This window comes from Streptomyces sp. NPDC059909, assembly GCF_042730885.1.
GTDB lineage: Bacteria > Actinomycetota > Actinomycetes > Streptomycetales > Streptomycetaceae > Streptomyces.
In genome coordinates, this window is record NZ_JBHWKX010000123.1 from 1 (window position 1) to 12,966 (window position 12,966).

The 12,966-nt window shown below is 68.6% G+C and carries 10 protein-coding genes and 3 pseudogenes; 6 read left to right on the forward strand and 7 right to left on the reverse strand.

Features of this window, described 5'->3' with window-relative positions; genetic code table 11:
• The first annotated feature begins 94 nt into the window (after positions 1-94).
• On the forward strand, positions 95-304 hold the full coding sequence (locus tag ACFV9O_RS37750; RefSeq protein WP_385426875.1) for a hypothetical protein: 210 nt from the start codon (positions 95-97) through the stop codon (positions 302-304).
• Between the two features lie 106 nt (positions 305-410).
• Positions 411-908 carry a winged helix-turn-helix transcriptional regulator gene (locus tag ACFV9O_RS37755; protein ID WP_385426878.1) on the forward strand — a complete coding sequence of 166 codons (498 nt, stop codon included), beginning with the start codon at positions 411-413 and terminating at the stop codon, positions 906-908.
• Positions 909-1,371: 463 nt separating this feature from the next.
• Here ACFV9O_RS37755 and ACFV9O_RS37760 read toward each other — a convergent pair.
• Positions 1,372-1,545, reverse strand: a pseudogene (locus ACFV9O_RS37760) (IS5/IS1182 family transposase); the annotation flags it as partial.
• A gap of 260 nt (positions 1,546-1,805) precedes the next feature.
• Between ACFV9O_RS37760 and ACFV9O_RS37765 the strand changes: the two are divergent.
• Positions 1,806-2,894, forward strand: coding sequence for an MBL fold metallo-hydrolase (locus ACFV9O_RS37765; RefSeq protein WP_385426881.1), 1,089 nt, complete (start codon positions 1,806-1,808; stop codon positions 2,892-2,894).
• Positions 2,895-3,485: 591 nt separating this feature from the next.
• Here the strand turns inward: ACFV9O_RS37765 and ACFV9O_RS37770 are convergent.
• Positions 3,486-4,346, reverse strand: coding sequence for an alpha/beta fold hydrolase (locus ACFV9O_RS37770; RefSeq protein ID WP_385426884.1), 861 nt, complete (start codon positions 4,344-4,346; stop codon positions 3,486-3,488).
• A gap of 153 nt (positions 4,347-4,499) precedes the next feature.
• Between ACFV9O_RS37770 and ACFV9O_RS37775 the strand changes: the two genes are divergently transcribed.
• Positions 4,500-5,075, forward strand: coding sequence for a TetR/AcrR family transcriptional regulator (locus ACFV9O_RS37775; RefSeq protein WP_385426886.1), 576 nt, complete (start codon positions 4,500-4,502; stop codon positions 5,073-5,075).
• Between the two features lie 102 nt (positions 5,076-5,177).
• Entirely contained in the window at positions 5,178-5,972 is a 795-nt protein-coding gene (locus tag ACFV9O_RS37780) for an SDR family NAD(P)-dependent oxidoreductase (protein WP_385426888.1), read from the forward strand.
• 597 nt (positions 5,973-6,569) lie between these two features.
• On the opposite strand, the gene ACFV9O_RS37785 is transcribed toward ACFV9O_RS37780, so the two are convergent.
• Together ACFV9O_RS37785 and ACFV9O_RS37790 are read right to left on the reverse strand one after the other, a co-directional pair.
• Positions 6,570-8,885, reverse strand: a complete 2,316-nt coding sequence (locus tag ACFV9O_RS37785; RefSeq protein WP_385426890.1) for a SpoIIE family protein phosphatase — start codon at positions 8,883-8,885, stop codon at positions 6,570-6,572.
• Positions 8,886-9,052: 167 nt separating this feature from the next.
• Positions 9,053-9,295 (reverse strand): hypothetical protein, encoded by a 243-nt coding sequence (locus ACFV9O_RS37790; RefSeq protein WP_385426892.1) that lies wholly within the window; start codon positions 9,293-9,295, stop codon positions 9,053-9,055.
• Positions 9,296-9,869: 574 nt separating this feature from the next.
• Between ACFV9O_RS37790 and ACFV9O_RS37795 the strand changes: the two are divergent.
• Positions 9,870-10,229, forward strand: a pseudogene (locus ACFV9O_RS37795) (cytochrome P450); the annotation flags it as partial.
• Between the two features lie 298 nt (positions 10,230-10,527).
• On the opposite strand, the pseudogene ACFV9O_RS37800 reads toward ACFV9O_RS37795, so the two are convergent.
• The 3 genes and pseudogenes from ACFV9O_RS37800 to ACFV9O_RS37810 form a co-directional block, all read right to left on the reverse strand.
• A pseudogene (locus tag ACFV9O_RS37800) lies at positions 10,528-10,953 on the reverse strand (hypothetical protein).
• 612 nt (positions 10,954-11,565) lie between these two features.
• Positions 11,566-12,441, reverse strand: coding sequence for a glycosyltransferase (locus ACFV9O_RS37805; protein WP_385426895.1), 876 nt, complete (start codon positions 12,439-12,441; stop codon positions 11,566-11,568).
• Positions 12,438-12,848, reverse strand: coding sequence for a glycosyltransferase (locus tag ACFV9O_RS37810; RefSeq protein WP_385426898.1), 411 nt, complete (start codon positions 12,846-12,848; stop codon positions 12,438-12,440). The genes ACFV9O_RS37805 and ACFV9O_RS37810 overlap by 4 nt, the downstream gene beginning before the upstream one ends.
• Between the last annotated feature and the right edge of the window lie 118 nt (positions 12,849-12,966).

Genomic DNA, 12,966 nt, shown 5'->3' on the forward strand with positions numbered 1-12,966 from the left:
TCGGCAGCGACGGGGTCTCGGACACGATCCCCAATGATCAACAATCCAGGCCCGCAGATCAACTCAGCCCGAGACGACCACCAAACCAGTCACGATGGTGGTTGCCTCCCACGACACCGTCGCCCCGACCGACCTGGCCCTGCGTGCCTACGGGCGCGCGCTGGAGCCCAAGGAGCTCGTCCTCCTGCCGGGCGGCCACTTCGATCCGTATCTCGACGGCTTCGAGGTGAGCACGAGTGCCGCCGTGCGGTTCTTCCGCTCACACCTGCAGGCGGGGCGAAGCGACGGGGCGTCCGCCGAGTAGGACATCAGCAGGGCAGCCCAGAGGCGCAGCCTCCGAGCGATCCATCCCCGTCCGGAGGCCGCAGGCTTGCTCTATAATTGCAAGTAACCTGCGATTGGGGGCACCGATGAAGCGTCGAGAACTGGTCAATTCCGCCTGCCCGATCGACCGCTCCCTGTCTGAGGTCGGCGATACCTGGACATTCCAGATCCTCCGCGATGCCATGCACGGCGTCACCCGTTTCACGGATTTCAACAAGCGCATCGGACTCGCCACCAACGTCCTGACCGCACGACTGCAGAAGCTCGTGGCAGTCGGCATCTTCGAGATCCACGAGTCGGCACTCGGCAATTCCCACGAGTACGTCCTCACCGAGAAGGGACGGGACTTCCACACCGTCCTCGCAGCACTGCGTCAGTGGGGTCAAAAGCACCTGTTCGACGATGACGAGCCGATGAACCGCGTCATCGACGCCCGCACCGGACAACCGCCTCGCCAGATGTCGCTCACCGCCGAGGACGGCAGGGAACTGAGCCCTGACGACATCCTCGTGGTCCAGTCGCGGGCGACGGACCCCATCGAAACTGCCGTACCGATCGACACCCCTCGGCGTCGCAAGGTGTGACTCGGCGGCCCTCGCCGGGTGGGCGGCGCGGACCTGTTCGGCGATGTCGCCGGAGGTGTGGTCGACGACGGTGACGGCCCCCAGGTTCTGTGGGGCTCGGAAAGCCGTCGCTGCAGGTCAGGCGCGTAGCGGTATTCGTCGATGACGCCGCCGAGGACCCGGGTGCGTAGGAGTTGGCGGGTGCCGAGATGGAAGAAGTGGACGGCGAGGATGCCCTGGGCCTGGTCGGTGGGGAACTCGCGCCAGGTGGGGCGGTGCGGCGGGGGGTTCTGGGTCGATGCCGGCGGCGTGGAGGATCTCCCATACCGTGGATGCGGCGATGAGGTGGCCGAGCCGGGCGAGCGTGCTTTGTTCAGCGACGGCCCTGTATGTCCGGGCAGCCGGCCTCCACGGAAGCACCGTACGAGTCGATGACGGTCCTCGCCCCGGTGACGCTGCCGGACAGGCGCAACCGGCCGCAGATCGAGCGGCGTGAGCTGTAGGCCTTGTCGCCGTCGAGGTGGTCCGGCCGGGTGCGAGGGTGTCCGCCCTGCGGCCGGGGGATGCGGATGCGTTCGAGGGCATCGACCATCTGGGGTGCGCCGCTCCACTGGGCGGGCGTGACAAGGAAAGCCATGGGCCGGCATCCGCCTTCGCCCAAGGACCGGTGCCGTTCGCAGACGGCCGTCCATCAGCAGACCGCGGCTTGGCTGGGCCCTCTGTATACCACGATCGCCGATGCGAAGCCGGGTCGGTCGGCCCGAGTGCCGCACCTGGAGGGACATCCGCGCGTGGTTCGGCGGCTGCGGCAAGGCGGCCGCCGATTGCTCTTCTCCAGCTCAACAGGCTTGTGGTTTAGCGTTCAACCAAATAGTTTATCGTTCGATCCAGATCGGCCCCCTCGGAAAGGACACCCCCATGACAGACTCCACAGAACCGGGCGCCTCGAAGCGCCGCACCTTCCTCAAGCGCGCCGCGGTCGCCGCTGCGGTGCCCGCCGCCGCCACGCTGCTGGGGAGCGGCCTCCCCGGCACCGCCTTCGCTGACGGATCCCCAGAGTTCCCCGACTACGCGCCCATCCCCTCGGCATCGGTCGGGCCCGCGCTCAACGAAGACGGCTATTTCGTCGGCCGGATCAAGGGCAACCTCTACTGGGTCACCGATTCCTACTACCAGGCCATGTTCCTGACCACGCGGGAAGGCGTCGTGCTCGTCGACGCGCCGCCCACCATCGGGCACAACCTGCTGCGCGCCATCGACAAGGTGACCCGTGCCAACGGCATGCCTGGGAAGGTGACCCGTCTGGTCTACTCCCACTCGCACGCCGACCACATCGGCGCCTCGTCCATCTTCGGCAAGGACGTGATACGCATCGGCCACAGCGAGACCCGCCGACTGCTGCGGATCGACGCCGACCCCAACCGTCCGGCGCCCACAGAGACCTTCGGCGACCGCTACGTGCTGAGGGTGGGCGGTGAGCGTCTCGAACTCGCCTACCACGGCCCGAACCACTCGCCGGACAACATCTTCATCTACGCCCCGGACCACGCGACGCTGATGGTCGTGGACGTGCTCTACCCCGGCTGGGTGCCGTTCAAGAACCTCGCGGTGTCGCAGGACATCCCGGCCTGGATCAAGGCGCACGACGTGGCCATGGACTACCCATGGACCACCCTCGTCGGCGGCCACCTCGGGCGCCTCGGCGTCCGCGCCGACGGCGAACTCCAGAAGGAGTACATCGCAGATCTGGAGACCAGCACCCGCAGGGCCATGGAATCGCTGGACCCAACGCCGTACTTCCAGAAGTACGGGCCTTCCGGAAACTCCTGGGCCATCTTCAAGACCTACCTCGACGCCGTTGCCGAGGAGGCTGCGCGCCCGGTCGTCGCCAAGTACACCGGCACCCTGGCCGCCGCTGACGTCTTCACCGTGGACAACGCCTTCACCATGCTGGAGTCGCTGCGCATCGACTCCGGGGTCCTTGGGCCCTTCAGCATCCGTCCGTAACCACCACGACCCGGTGGGGCGGTCCGTCGCGAGGGAGGAACGGCCCACCGGCGCTCGGGGCGGGGTCTCGAACGCACGCGTCGGCCGCCCGTCACCGTCCACCGCGCCGCATTGGTCGTCGGGCGTGGCGAAGGCGACGCGGTCGCTGCGTACGACGACGTCGGCGCGGTCGTCTGCGAGATCGATGTGTCGGCGACGAGTCGGTGAAGGCGACCGTCCTTCGGACCCGGCCGACGTGGACATCGGCAAGGAACATCACCGCGCGGAGCTTCACCCGCCCGCGGCCAAGGACGGCGATCAGAGGGACGCCTTGGTGCTCGCCGACCAGGCGCGCATGTGAAGAACGCCGCCGCGCTCGCCGAGACCTTCGTCGAGGCAGCCGGTCCCGGTAAGCACCGCGCTGCCCGCTGAGACGACGTCGACCGCTGTGACAGTCGGGAAGAGGCGGGGCCTCGGCCGCGGCGTCCAAGTGGCCGGAGTCGGGGCGGTCCGTCGATCAACTGGTCGCACGCTCGCGTCACCCGCGCCCGAATCGTGGCGTGGGTGACGCGAGCAGCGCATCCGGAGTCCACCCGCTCGCGGTTAAGCGACTCAGTGGACAGACGCGCGGGACGCGTTCTCGATCAGCTGGGTGACCGCGCCGGGGTCGGTGAGCTGAACCGCGTGGGGGCCGTCGGTCTCCACGGTGTGGGCGTTGGCGCGCTCGGCCATGAAACGCTCTGCGGCCGCCGGGATGGCGTGGTCGTTCCGGGCCACGAGATACCAGGAGGGGATGGTTTCCCAGGCGGGGGTCTCCGACGGTTCGCCGAGAGCCTGGGCGTTGATCGGGCGCTGGGTGGCGGCGAGAACGGCGGCGCGCTCCTGGGACAGCCGGTCGCTCAGGAAGACGTCCCGGAACTTGTCGGGCTTGAGTGACAGATCGATTCCGATGGAGCCGTCGGCCTGGGTGACGGGGGTCGCGTTGAGGGCGGTGGGGAGCGAGGCGCTGGGGTCGTCCGTGAGACGCGTGCCGGGGAACCTGGCACTCAGCGCGGCGACGCTCTCGCCCTTGTCGGGGGCGAAGGCGGCGATGTAGACGAGTGCCTTGACGTTGGGGTTGCCGGCGGCCGCGTTGGTGATGACCGCCCCGCCGTAGGAGTGGCCGACGAGCACGATCGGCCCCTTGATCGTCTTGAGGTGATCGGCGAGGTACGCCGAGTCCCGGGCCAGACCGCGCAGGGGGTTGGCGGGGGCCACGACCGGATAACCGTCTTCCTGGAGCCGCTTGACGACTCCATTCCAGCCGGAGGAGTCGGCCCAGGCGCCGTGCAAGAGCACGACCGTCGGTTTCGGAGCCTCGGCGTCCCCCGCGGTGGTGGTGCCGGAGGCGGCGGAGGCCATCGGGATGAGGATCGCGCCCAGCCCGACGCCAGCGGCGACGGTGGCGGATGTCAGCAGACGGCTGCGGATCATCGGTGTCTCCCTGAGGAGGTGCGGGAAAGATAGTTCTGGATTGAACAATCAACATTCAGGAGGCTAGGTAAGCCCTCCCGTCGCGTCAAGCGTGACCACTGGCACATGCCGGATTATTTGATTGGCTGATCCAGAAACGTTACGATTGCTGCCATGGCGCGCACTCGGGAATTCGACGTCGACCGGGCGGTCGACCGTGCGATGGACGTGTTCTGGCGTCGCGGCTACGGCGCGACGTCGCTGCAGGACCTGCTCGCAGAGCTGTCCATCGGCAGTGGGAGCCTCTACGCGGCGTTCGGGTCGAAGGATGCGCTCTATGCTCGGGCGTTGGAGCGCTACTGCTCTCACCAGACCGGTGGTCTGGTGGAGCGGCTCGAGACTGCAACCGAGGTGCGGCCGGTAGTGCGGGACGTGCTGCTGGAGATGGTCGAGGCCGATCTCGCCGACCCCGAGCGCGGATGTCTGGTGGTCAGTGCCGCCACGGAGCGAGGGGACGACCCGGCGACCGTCGACCGGGTCGCGGCCGCCATGCGGCTGTTCGAATCGACTCTTGCCGGCGCCCTGGAGAAGGCCAAGGTGCGGGGCGAGCTGTCGGCCGACAAGAACCCGGTGGAACTCGCCCGTTTTCTGACCACCTTCGTCCAGGGGTTGAGGGTGGTCGGACAGGCCCGCCTCGGCCGGGCGTTCGTCGAGGACGCCGTGGCGACGGCCCTGCGCGCCTTGGACTGATCATTCACCCTGTTGGCACCCCATGGCGGCGCCCCGTTGGCGCTCCGGCGCGGTTTCGCCTACCCTCATTATGTATCAATCAATCCAGAAAAAGGGATCGTCATGGATCTGCACCTGAAGGACAAGGTCGCCGTCGTCACCGGGGCCAGCAAGGGCATCGGCCTGGCCATCGTCGAGGCGCTGGGCCGCGAAGGTGTCCGCGTGGTCGCCGGCAGCCGGGGTTCCACACCCGAACTCGACGCCCTCCGCGACACGTACGACGTCACGGTCGTGCCCGTCGACCTCTCGACGGCGGACGGCGCGGACATGCTCGTCCAGCGCGCCGTGGACCGGCACGGCAGGCTCCACATTCTCGTCAACAACCTGGGCGCCGCGAACGCCCGGGCCGGCTTCCTGGAGATCGACGACGCCGAGTGGCAGCGCATCTTCGACCTCACCTTCTTCAGTGCCGTACGCGCCAGCCGCGCGGCACTGCCCCACCTACTGGAGGCGGACGGTGCCGCCATCGTCAACATCAGCTCCATCAACGCCCGGCTGCCGTTCCCCATGGTGGTGGACTACTCCGCGGCCAAGGCCGGCCTGAGCAGCCTGACCAAGTCGCTCTCCGAGGAGTTCGCAGCCCGCGGCGTACGCGTCAACGCGATCGCCCCCGGCCCGGTCCGCACTCCCTTCTGGACCGCGCCGGGCGGTTTCGCCGACGCCACCGCGGCGGCCGCCGGCACCACCGCGCAGGAGGCCGTCGACGTGGTCGTGCCGCAGACCATGGGCATCACCACCGGACGCGTCACCGAGCCCCACGAGGTCGCCGACCTGACGCTCTTCCTCGCCTCGCCGATCGCGGGCAACATCACCGGCGCCGAATTCGTCATCGACGGCGGCCAGATCAAGACCACCTGAGGTGCGCGCCACCATCGCCACCGGTGACCAGTTCGACGCGCTCGGCCTCGCCGGCGGCTGACGGTCCACCTCGGTGCGTACGGGCGGAACGGTCCTTGTCACACCCGGGCACACCCTCGCGACTCGTGCTGGGCCCCCTGAAGGACGCCATGGTGCGCGCCGGCCAGTCCTCCGAGAGGGCCGCGCAGTACTACGAGCATCGGATCTGGAGCGCGGCCGCTCCATCGACGCCTCGGACACCGTGCTGGAGGCCCTGGCCCGGGCCACGCGTCTGGACGCCGCCGAACGAACGGCGGACGGGAGGCCCTCATCAAGCCCGGCACGATCATCGAGACCGGGACCGACGCCTACCGGCCTGCCGGCACCCGGGCCCGGGCGAAGAGCCCGCCAAGCCCGGCTGAGTCAGAGCTCGGGAGTGTCGGAGCCGTTACTCAAGCAGACCCGGCGTAGGCGCCGTAGCGGAGTCCGTCGACAAGCAGGGCGATCATGCGCTGCGTGTGACCGCTGTCCACTTCCTGGGCAAGGCAGGGTCAGGTTGCCCACGGCGCGCAGCAGGTACAGAGGAACGACGCAGCTCAGCGATGCGAAGCCGGGCATTCATGCGGGACGGGGAGTCTGCTGGGGCGCCCCCGCTGGTTGCTGTGCCCAGACGGTCTTTCCCTGCGCCTGATAGCGGGTGCCCCACTGGTCCGCGAGGCTCGCGATGATGAACAGCCCCCGACCTGTCTCATCGATGGTGCGGGCGTGTTTCACCTGCGGAGCGCTGGTCGCGGCGTCGCTGACCTCGGAGGTCAGCATCCTGTCCAGGATCAGGCGGAGTTGCAGGGGCGGAGCCCCATAGCGGACGGCGTTGCCGACGAGCTCGCTCACGATGAGCTCGGTGGTGAACGCCGTCTCCTCGTCCACCCCCCACGCCTCGAGCCGGCGGCGGGCCGCCGCCCGGGCGATCGGCGCGGCCTCGGGGCCCGCCGGCAGCGCACAGGTCAGCACCCGGTTCGCGGGCAGCGCCTTGGTGCGGGCGAGCAGCATCAATGTCTCGCCGGCCCGGCGGCCGCCGGTCAGCGCGCAGGCGATGGTGTCGCACAGATCTGGCAGGGGCCTGGTGCCGGCGCCGTCCAGGAGCGGGCACAGTGGGCCGGATGGCGCCAGAACCTCGTCCGCGAGCGCGGTCGTGCCCATCGCCAGGATGCTGCCTTCGGGGAGGTTGACGGTTGTCGCGGGAAATGGGGCCTTGCCTGTCGCCGCGAGTAGGGGGCCTGGGGGAACGAACAGGCCGGCCCGGGTGCCATCGGGAAGGACGGCGACTGGCTCCGGGAGGCCGGCACGGGCGATGGTGCAGGTGAGATCGACCGGGTCGTAGATCGCGATGACGCAGCCGGCGGTGAGCGGCTCACAGTGCAGGGGATCCTCGGGAGGCAGTGCGGCGCGCTCGGCGGCGAGACGGGCTACGGTGTCGCTCAAGCGGGCCAGCAGGTCGTCGGGCGGCAGGTCCAGGCTGGCGAGGGCATGGACGGCCGTTCGCAGCAGTCCCAACGTGATGGCTGCGACAATGCCTCGCCCCGACACGTCGCCGACAGTCAGCGCGGTCCGTGCCCCGGGCAGCGCGATCGCGTCGAACCACGCGCCGCAGCCCTCCGGGCCGGGAAGGTGCAGGTGGGAGATCTCCACGCTGGACTGTGTGACCGGTGGCTTGGGGAGAAGCCTGCGCTTGACGGTTGACGCGATGATCCACTCGCGCATGTACTGACGGGCGTTGTCGATGCACAGCGCGGCGTGCGCACACACGGCGGACGCCACTTCGACGTCATGCTCGTCAAAGGGGTCTTCTTGCTGGTGGCGGTAGAAGCTGACCACGCCCAGAGCCTGACCGCGCAACGCCAGCGGTGCCACGATCAGGGAGTGGGCACCGGATCGCCTGATGGAGTCGGCTCGGGCCGGGTCGGCGGCCAGCCACGAGCTGTCCTCCTCGATCGGTACCAGGCGCGGCCGAAGGTCGGACAGGACGAGCGAGAAGGGGGTGCCGGGCGGCAGGGGGCGCACGTCCCCGACCGGGTAGGCCGAGATGAGACCTTGGAAGGCGGCTCGGCGCAGTGGAACGGCCCGGTCGACGGGCACCGGCGGAGGCTCCTCTCCGCGGACGACGTCTTCGATGACCTCGACGACGGCGATGCCCGCGAAGGCGGGCACGACCGCCTCCACCAGCTCTCGGCAGACAACGCCCACGTTCAACCGGTGACCCACTCGTGCGCGGACAGCATCCATGAGGGCCAGGCGGTTGTGTGCGTGTTCGCGCTCGGTGACGTCGACCGCGGATGCCACCAGTCCGAGCACATCTCCGTTGCGGTTCTCCAAGCGGAAGTACGAGACGGAGTAGATGCGGCGCCCTGGCCGGTCTGGTGCCTCGAAGCCCCGGACGAGCCGGTTCACCACCGGCTCTCCGCTCTCCAGGACCCTTCGCGCCACGGCGGCTTCATCCTCGGGGTCTTCGAGTCCGTAAGCCTCGATGAAATGCTTGCCCAGCAGGTGTCCCACCGGCGTGTCACGCAGCCCGTCCATGGCGGTGTTCATGCGCACCACGCGCAGCTGACCGTCGAGGACGAGCAGTCCCACGAGGGACTGGGTGAATGGTGTGTTCAAGATCGCCATGCCCTGCCTCGACAAGGTGTCCCCTGCCGCGCGCACCTGCCAAACAACGGACGAGCCTCGCGCTACCGGCTTTACCAGCATCAAGGCCGCCTCCGAGAACCCTTCTGGCCGCCATTCATCGTCAGCGGCGACCTCACGCATGAGCGCGGTCACGGACTGGCCGACGGCCTCCTCGGCGGACCACCCGAACAGCTCCTCGGCCGGACGTCCCCACTCGACCACGCGTCCACCCTCATCGATGAGTGCGAGCACGTCATCGCTGGGCATGCGAAACCACCTCCGTCTCCAGCCCCGTCCACCCCGTGCCGACGACAGGCCCGCTCACCCGACAGCTACACCGCCGCTTGACGAAGAGCGACTCGGCGGAACTCTGGCACGAGTACGAATGGGCGGCTTCCGGGCCTACGTCGAGCATGAACTTCATGCCCAGACGTTCAGCCAGGAGCAGCCGCCCACGTAACGCCACTGGTCGAACGGGTCGAGCAGTTTCTCGACCTGCTGCGGGTCGGTCGGTTCCAGTCGGTGTTGAGCCTGTCCTCGAAGAACAGGGAGAACTGGTTCAGCGCCGTCTTCCAGTGTGCCGCGACATGGTTGATGTCGCGGGCCTTGCGGGTGATCAGCTCGTGGAGCGCGAGGGCGAGCACCTTCAGTGCGGCCTGGTCAGAAGCTTTGCGCACAGCCCGAGCAGTGAGTTCGCGCTGGTGGGAGACAGGTGCGCGGTCGGCCGCGCCCGGACCCTCTGCCGCGGCATGCTGGACCTGCATCCTGGCCGGGTCAACCGGGTCAACCGGGTCAACCGGGTCAACCGGGGGGACTGTGGGACTCGGCCAGGTCCGCCAAAACCTGACCAACGCTCTGGCTGTCCGGCCGGCAGATACCCCTAACCCGGCCACTGCTGAGCCGCCGAGGCCTGCGGCCGGTCCACTTCCGGAAGCATGGAGGACCCGTGACCGGCAGGCCCACACACCCGCACCATGGCGTTTCGCTGCGCATGAAGCCTTGCCCTGGTCCGGTGGGATCGGGACAGCCATCGGGCTGCCGCGCTGCCTGGAGCCTTGCAGGCCGGGAACTGTGCCTGTAACCCCATCGGTCGCACCGGCTCATCGACACAACGAAGGAATAGACGCCACGTTTGCCTACAACTGCTGATCCGGAGCATCCTTCCCCGTTGCGGAAAGCACGCATGGGTAGCGGAGCGGGCGCCCGATGCGACACGAGTGTAACGAGCGCCTGGTGCGACCCCGGCGTAAACTGCGCTACCGACCCCCGGTCCACATGCGGGAGCGTGTTCCCCTCGCCGACGTGGACATCGCGGGCACCACGATCGCCCAGGGCACGTCCGTCGTACTGGTACTGGCCTCAGGCAACCGCGACCCCAAGCGGTTCCACGAGCCCGACCGGTTCGACCCCACCCGCCCGGACAACCAGCACTTCGGCTTCGGCAGCGGTATCCACCGGTGCTACGGCTCACCACTCGCCCGCATCGAAGCCGAGGCCGCGCTCGGCGCGCTGATCCCCCACCTGGGCACGGCACGCCTGGTCCAGGACCCGCCCCCCTACCGGCAGAACGCCATGCTCCGCGGCCCCCGCCACCTGCCCATCCAACTATGACTCGGCTCCGTGGCGGCACACGGCAGCAGGCAAGCGCGCCGTCGGCCAGCAGAGGCTACTCGACGGCGGAGCTGTGATCCGACGCATTGTCAGGTGCCCGAGGCTGACGTCCCGGGGCACCTGACAACGCCCAGCGAGGTTCGTTGCGGTGCCGCGCCGAAGTGGCTCCTGGCTGGGCCAGGACCCATCCCCCTTCTTTGCGATCACGTCCCTCACGAGCGGTGATGCCAAGGCATGGTCGGAGGTGTACGCCCCCGACCATGCCTCAGGGCTTCTGGAAGATGCCGGTGATGAGGCATTACTTGGCCTTCAGGGGTTGCCGGTAGGACTTGCGGAGGGACGAGGCAATGATGGGGAGCATCGTGGCAAGCAACTTGCCTTTGAACGTGCTGGGATTTCGGGTGAGTTCGATGTCGATCCGTGCGCCGTCGCCTTCGGGGGTCAGCTGGAAGTCCCATCCGCCACCGGGCCCGAAGACCTTCGAGTCGTGCGTGGTGATGGTGACCCGTCCTTGTGCGGCGTCCTACTCGTAGCGCGCGCGTTCCCACGCGGAGCTGGTTCCTTCGGTCACTTCGGCCCAGGTGTCGCCGATCGCATGGACCGTGAGGTGCTCGGCGTCGATCGTGGGCCAGTTCTGGGCGCGGGTGGGACCGAAGTCGGTCAGGACTGCCAGCGCGTCCGACGGGCTGAGCGACGAGATGAGATGAAAACGTGCGACTGACATGTGATTCCTTCAAATTGAAGAATCGATTTAAGCAATATGACCGGTCGTCTCAACTGATGTCAAGGGGCGCCGCTCAGGTACCGACCGGGCGTGGTATCCGCCTCGCCAGGCGCTCGGTGTGTACGTCGGTTCTTCTCGGATGGTTCCGGGCGGCGGCCGGCGTTTGTGACGATCCATGCGGCTGCCCGCCCGGGGTAGGTGGGTCAGATCAGCGGGTCGGCGCTGCCCGGACCGGAGTTGTGCCAGTTGGCAGTGGCTCGGCCGGGCCCGGTCCGGAGCGGGGTGGATTGGTGCCGGCCCGCGGCTGTCCCTCCCTGCGCGCTGTACCGGTCGGGGCGGCTTGGTCACCTTGGCGTTGGCCGCCGGGTGCCTCGTGCCCGGCGATGACGGCCTTCTCACGATGGACCGGCTTTTGCCGCTGCTCGACGGTCAGGTGCAGTGTGGTAGTCAGCCGGCCGCCAGCGCCCCCGTGGCCGCCTCGGCCGTGGAGGAGCAGGCCACCACGGCTTCTCGGGAGTCCGTGACCGAAAGGCCTTCCGGCAGGGCCGGCTGGGGCGGGCGTATGCCCCACCGCGCGACCGGTACGGCCGACGATGGGGCGTCCGTCCTCCGCTAAGCCGACTCGACGATCTCGGCGATGATGTCGAAGGGGCGGTACTCCCCGAACTCGCTCCGGATTTCACCCGCGCGCTCGCGGTAACGCGGCTCGTTCAGCACCGTGTCGACGGCGGCGCGGACGGCCGCCACCTCGGGGCGACCGGTGCGCAGGTTGACGCCGGTGCCGGCCCACTCGACGCGGGCGGCGACCTCGGGCTTGTCCTCGGTCTCACCGCCGACGACGAGCGGGACGCCGTGGCGCAGGGCCGTTTGGACGCCGCCGTAACCGGCGTTGGTGACCAGGACGTCCGCGAGCGGCAGCAGCTGTTCGTAGGGAACGAATCCGGCGAGGCGGACGTTTCCGGGGACCTCGCCGTCCATCTCAGCTCGCACCATGTCGGGACCGTCAGGGCGCGCGGTGACGGCGACGACGGTGACGTCCGCGTCCGCCAGGGCGCGGAGCGTGGGTACGACGAGCTGGGACAGGTCGCCATTGTCCAGAGTTCCCTGAGTGACGACGACGACCGGCCGACCGGAGGACAAGTCGGCCCACCAGTCGGGACGTTCGAAGTCGATGTCCGGGCCGGGCGGGAGGGGGCCGATGAAGCGGAACCCCTCCGGCGCGTCGCTGCGCGGGTACTCGAAGGCGGGGACGGTCAGCTGGAGCACGTGATCGGGAACCGTGGTGAAGGCGTTGAAGAGGAAGTCGGGCAGCGTGACTCCGATCGAGGTGAAGACACCCTCCATGTACTGCTGCGCGTCGGCGAACATCGCCCGCATCTGGGCGCGCATCTCGACGTAGCGAGCGCGCTCTTCGTCGGTGGTGGGCGGGAGCAGCCCCGGCCCGAAGGGCGCGGTGTCCACACTGGGCGGCGCTATGCCGATGTTCACCAGGAGCGGGCGCCGATCCCGGGGGGCACGGAGGGCATCGGGAGCACCCCGTAAGACATCGGCTCGCTGATGACCACGGTGGCGGGGAACTCGGCGAGCAGTTCCTGAAGGCGCTGGTCGTGGACCGGTGCGGGGTCGGAGAGGACATGCTTGATGTCGAAGACCATGCGGTCGAAGGGGGCGAGTCCCTCGCGCTCAGGGAAGGTGGCGGTGAAGTCGCGGTCGGCGTAGTCGACCTCCGCGGGGTACGGGACGAAGCGCGCGCCTGTCTTGCGGACCCGCTCCTCGAACCGGGCGCCCGTGTAGAAGAGCACCCCGTGCCCGCGTTCCGTCAGGTCGGCCGCGATCGCCACGAGAGGCGCGACATGGCCGTGGAAAGGGGTCGCTGTGACAATGATCTTTGCCATGTTCTCGTTTCTGGATCCAGGGTTTGGAGCTGCTGCCGTTGAAGTGCACTCAAGCGTGTTCTGGTGAGCGGGGGTGAGTACGGGTGGTCTTTGCGTGCCTTGGTCATCGCGCCCTTTC

Excerpts from the sequence above, each read along its gene's own strand:
- ACFV9O_RS37750 (WP_385426875.1), top strand. The coding sequence starts at position 95 with ATGGTGGTTGCCTCCCACGACACCGTCGCCCCGACCGACCTGGCCCTG.
- ACFV9O_RS37755 (WP_385426878.1), top strand. The coding sequence starts at position 411 with ATGAAGCGTCGAGAACTGGTCAATTCCGCCTGCCCGATCGACCGCTCC.
- ACFV9O_RS37765 (WP_385426881.1), top strand. The coding sequence starts at position 1,806 with ATGACAGACTCCACAGAACCGGGCGCCTCGAAGCGCCGCACCTTCCTC.
- ACFV9O_RS37770 (WP_385426884.1), bottom strand. The coding sequence starts at position 4,346 with ATGATCCGCAGCCGTCTGCTGACATCCGCCACCGTCGCCGCTGGCGTC.
- ACFV9O_RS37775 (WP_385426886.1), top strand. The coding sequence starts at position 4,500 with ATGGCGCGCACTCGGGAATTCGACGTCGACCGGGCGGTCGACCGTGCG.
- ACFV9O_RS37780 (WP_385426888.1), top strand. The coding sequence starts at position 5,178 with ATGGATCTGCACCTGAAGGACAAGGTCGCCGTCGTCACCGGGGCCAGC.
- ACFV9O_RS37785 (WP_385426890.1), bottom strand. The coding sequence starts at position 8,885 with ATGCCCAGCGATGACGTGCTCGCACTCATCGATGAGGGTGGACGCGTG.
- ACFV9O_RS37810 (WP_385426898.1), bottom strand. The coding sequence starts at position 12,848 with ATGGCAAAGATCATTGTCACAGCGACCCCTTTCCACGGCCATGTCGCG.